Source organism: Mycobacterium sp. (assembly GCF_040398885.1).
Lineage (GTDB): Bacteria > Actinomycetota > Actinomycetes > Mycobacteriales > Mycobacteriaceae > Mycobacterium.
On record NZ_JBBATF010000222.1, the window covers coordinates 1 to 3,714 of the forward strand.

Here is a 3,714-nt window from a genome sequence, read left to right on the forward strand (position 1 = left end):
CAAAACCTGTGTGGCACACGGCATCGTGCTCGGCAACGACGGGCAGAAGATGAGCAAGTCGCTGCGCAACTACCCCGACGTCAACGAGGTGTTCGACCGCGACGGCTCCGATGCCATGCGGTGGTTCCTGATGGCGTCGCCGATCCTGCGCGGCGGCAACCTGATCGTCACCGAGCAGGGCATCCGGGAGGGCGTTCGGCAGGTTCTGCTGCCGCTGTGGAACGCCTACAGCTTCCTGGCCCTCTACGCGCCGGCGGTCGGGACCTGGCGCACTGACTCCACCAACGTGCTGGACCGCTACATCCTGGCCAAACTGGCCGACCTGCGCGAAGAGTTGACCGCCGCCATGGATGTCTGCGACATCTCCGGCGCCTGCGAACTCCTGCGGCGGTTCACCGAGGCGCTGACGAACTGGTATGTGCGGCGGTCCCGTTCGCGGTTCTGGACCGAGGACCGCGACGCGATCGACACCCTGCACACCGTGCTGGAGGTCACCACCCGCCTGGCCGCCCCGCTGCTGCCGCTGGCCTGCGAGGTGATCTGGCGGGGCCTGACCGGGGAGCGTTCGGTGCACCTGACCGACTGGCCGGAGGAGGGTCTGCTGCCCGCCGACCCCGACCTGGTCGCCGCGATGGACCAGGTGCGGGAGGTGTGCTCGGCGGCCTCGTCGCTGCGCAAGGCCAAGAAGCTGCGGGTGCGGCTGCCGTTGCCGAAAGTGACCGTGGCAGTGGACAACCCGGAGCAGTTGCAGCCCTTCACCGGCCTGATCGCCGACGAGCTCAACGTCAAGGCCGTCGAGTTGACCGACGACATCGCCGCGCACGGCCGGTTCGAGCTGACCGTCAACGCCCGCGCCGCCGGGCCGCGACTGGGCAAGTCCGTGCAGGACGCCATCAAGGCCGTCAAGGCCGGCCGGGGGGTGCTCAACCCCGACGGCACGCTCGGCGCCGGGGAGGTGGTGCTGCACGAGGGGGAGTACGAATCCAGACTCGTCGCCGCCGACCCCGGATGCACCGCCGCACTGCCCGGCGGGGCCGGCCTGGTGGTGCTCGACGACACCGTCACCGAGGAACTGGAGGCCGAGGGCTGGGCCAAGGACCGCATCCGCGAACTGCAGGACCTGCGCAAGTCCTCCGGGCTGGAGGTCAGCGACCGCATCACCGTGGTGATGGCGGTGCCGGCCGGGCGGGCGGACTGGGCGCGCACCCACCGCGACCTGATCGCGCACGAAATCCTGGCCACCGGCTTCGAATTCGGCGTTCCCGGCCGGGAACTGCAAGAGGGGGTGGAGATCGGCGACGGCGTGCGGGTGGCGATCGCCAGGGCCTGAACCCCGGGGGCGCCTGAGCCCTTTCGATCGGCGTGGCGACGATAACCTGCAGGAGTGTCCCGCTGGGTGCTGCACTTCGACATGGACGCGTTCTTCGCGTCAGTCGAACAACTGACCCGGCCGACACTTCGGGGCCGGCCGGTCCTTGTCGGCGGAACGGGCGGCCGCGGCGTGGTGGCCGGGGCCAGCTACGAGGCCAGGGCCTTCGGCGCCCGCTCGGCGATGCCGGTGCATCAGGCCCGCCGGCTGGTCGGTGCGGGCGCCGTGGTGCTGCCACCCCGCGGGGCGGTGTACGGGGTCGCCAGCCGGCGGGTGATGGACACCGTCCGCGCGGTCGTGCCCGTGCTCGAGCAGCTGTCCTTCGACGAGGCGTTCGGTGAGCCCGCCGTGCTGTCCGGCGCCACCGCCGAGGAGGTGCAGCGCTACTGCGCGCAGCTTCGGCTGCGGGTTCGCGAGCAGACCGGACTGGTGGCCTCCGTCGGCGCGGGTTCGGGCAAGCAGATCGCCAAGATCGCCTCGGGTCTGGCCAAGCCCGACGGGATTCGGGTGGTCGGGCGTGACGAGGAGAAGATCCTGCTGGAGAGCCTGCCGGTGCGCAGGCTGTGGGGGATCGGGCCGGTGGCCGAGGAGAAGCTGCACCGGCTCGGTATCGACACGGTCGGCAGACTGGCCGCCCTGACCGGCTCCGAGGCCGCCGACATCCTCGGCGCCACCGTCGGTCCGGCGCTGCACCGGCTGGCCCGCGGCGATGACGACCGGCCGGTGACCGAACGCGCCGAGGCCAAGCAGATCAGCGCGGAGTCGACCTTCGCCGCCGACCTGACCACCCTCGAGCAACTGCGTGAAGCGGCAACCCCGATCGCCGAGCACGCACATCGCCGGCTGGAGCGCGACGGCCGCGGCGCCCGCACGGTGACGGTGAAGCTGAAGAAGGCCGACATGTCCACCCTGACCCGCTCGGCCACCCTGCCGTATGCCACCGCCGACGCAGGCACCCTGTCCGCCACCGCCCGGCGGCTGTTGCTCGATCCGCGCGAGATCGGGCCGATACGGCTTGTCGGCGTTGGCTTTTCGGGTCTCAGCGACGTCCGGCAGGAGTCGCTGTTCCCCGAACTCGAACAGCACGAGTACACCTCCGAACTCGCCGACGCGCCGGTGGCGGCGATGGCCGAGCCGGTATCGGCCTGGCGGGTCGGCGACGACGTCACCCATCCGCAGTTCGGTCACGGCTGGGTACAGGGCGCCGGGCATGGCGTGGTGAGCGTGCGGTTCGAAACCCGAAGCAGCGGGCCGGGTTTGATGCGCACCTTCGACATCGACACCGCGGGCCTGGCTTCAGCGGACCCCGTCGACAGCCTCGACTGGGAGCTACCCCCAGCGGCCGACGACGTCGCCGACGGGTAGGCCGGCGGCCAGAGCGGCCATCGTCAGGACCCGGGCCTGGGCGGCCCGCAGTCGGGGGACCAGGACGGCGCCGGCGGCCACCAGGTCGTGCCCGGGACCGTAGGCGGCCGCGGTGCGCCCGCCGGGAACCCGGGTGGTCACCGCCACCGCGACGCCCAGGCGGCAGGCCCGCGCCACCGCGTCGACCACCGCCGCGCCCGCGTTGCCGGACCCCATCGCCTCCACCACCAACCCGCGGGCCCCGGCCGCGACGAAGGCGTCGAGGGCCGTGCCGTCCGCGCCGGGATAGGCCGCGGCGATATCGACCCGGGGCGCGGCGGTCAGTGGTCCCAGGTAGGGCCGCTGCCTGCCGGCCGGGACGGCTTCGGGGCGGAAGACCCCATCGGAGACCGACCCCAGCCGGTCACCGCCGAACACCGCCCGTTCGGCCCGCTTGGACATCCCCAGCGGCTCCCACACCGACCCGGCGAAGCTGACCAGCACCCCGGCCCCGCGGGCCTGCGGGCTGGCGGCCACCGCGAGTGCCTCGCGAAGGTTCGCCGGGCCGTCCGCGTCGGGGTCGTCGGCGGCCCGGGCGGCGCCGGTCAGCACCACCGGCGCCGACCCGTCGTAGCCGAGGTCGAGCCACAGCGCGGTCTCCTCCATGGTGTCGGTGCCGTGGGTGACGACGACACCGTCGGCGCCGCCGGCGGTCGCCTCGGCGACGGCCGCGGCGATTCCCAGCCAGTCGTCCGGGGTCAGTTGCGAGCTGTCGACGCTCATCAGGTCGACGACCGTGGCGCCGCCGCCGGCGCCGGGGAGCAGTTCGGCGCCGCTGCGGGCGGGGCGCAGCACGCCGTCCGCGCCGGCGCCGGCGGCAATGGTGCCGCCGGTGGTGATGACGACGACGCCGGCCATGCCGTCATCATGCCCGGCGCTCGGCGGGGCGGCGGCTAAGTGGCGATCGGGGAGTAGGGAATGATGGGAGCCGTGACCGGGGA

The 3,714-nt window shown here is 72.9% G+C and carries 3 protein-coding genes; 2 read left to right on the top strand and 1 reads right to left on the bottom strand.

Annotation, left to right across the window (positions count from 1 at the left end; translation table 11 throughout):
- Both ADBZ5U_RS14995 and ADBZ5U_RS15000 read left to right on the top strand, forming a co-directional pair.
- Positions 1-1,330 (top strand): class I tRNA ligase family protein (locus ADBZ5U_RS14995; protein ID WP_526811514.1); only part of this gene is annotated, 1,330 nt, incomplete at its 5' end.
- Positions 1,331-1,411: 81 nt separating this feature from the next.
- Positions 1,412-2,734, top strand: coding sequence for a DNA polymerase IV (locus tag ADBZ5U_RS15000; protein WP_526811517.1), 1,323 nt, complete (start codon positions 1,412-1,414; stop codon positions 2,732-2,734).
- On the opposite strand, the gene ADBZ5U_RS15005 is transcribed toward ADBZ5U_RS15000, so the two are convergent.
- Positions 2,699-3,631: an asparaginase domain-containing protein gene (locus ADBZ5U_RS15005; RefSeq protein ID WP_526811515.1), complete on the bottom strand. Its 933-nt coding sequence runs from the start codon at positions 3,629-3,631 to the stop codon at positions 2,699-2,701. The genes ADBZ5U_RS15000 and ADBZ5U_RS15005 overlap by 36 nt on opposite strands.
- Positions 3,632-3,714 lie beyond the last annotated feature (83 nt).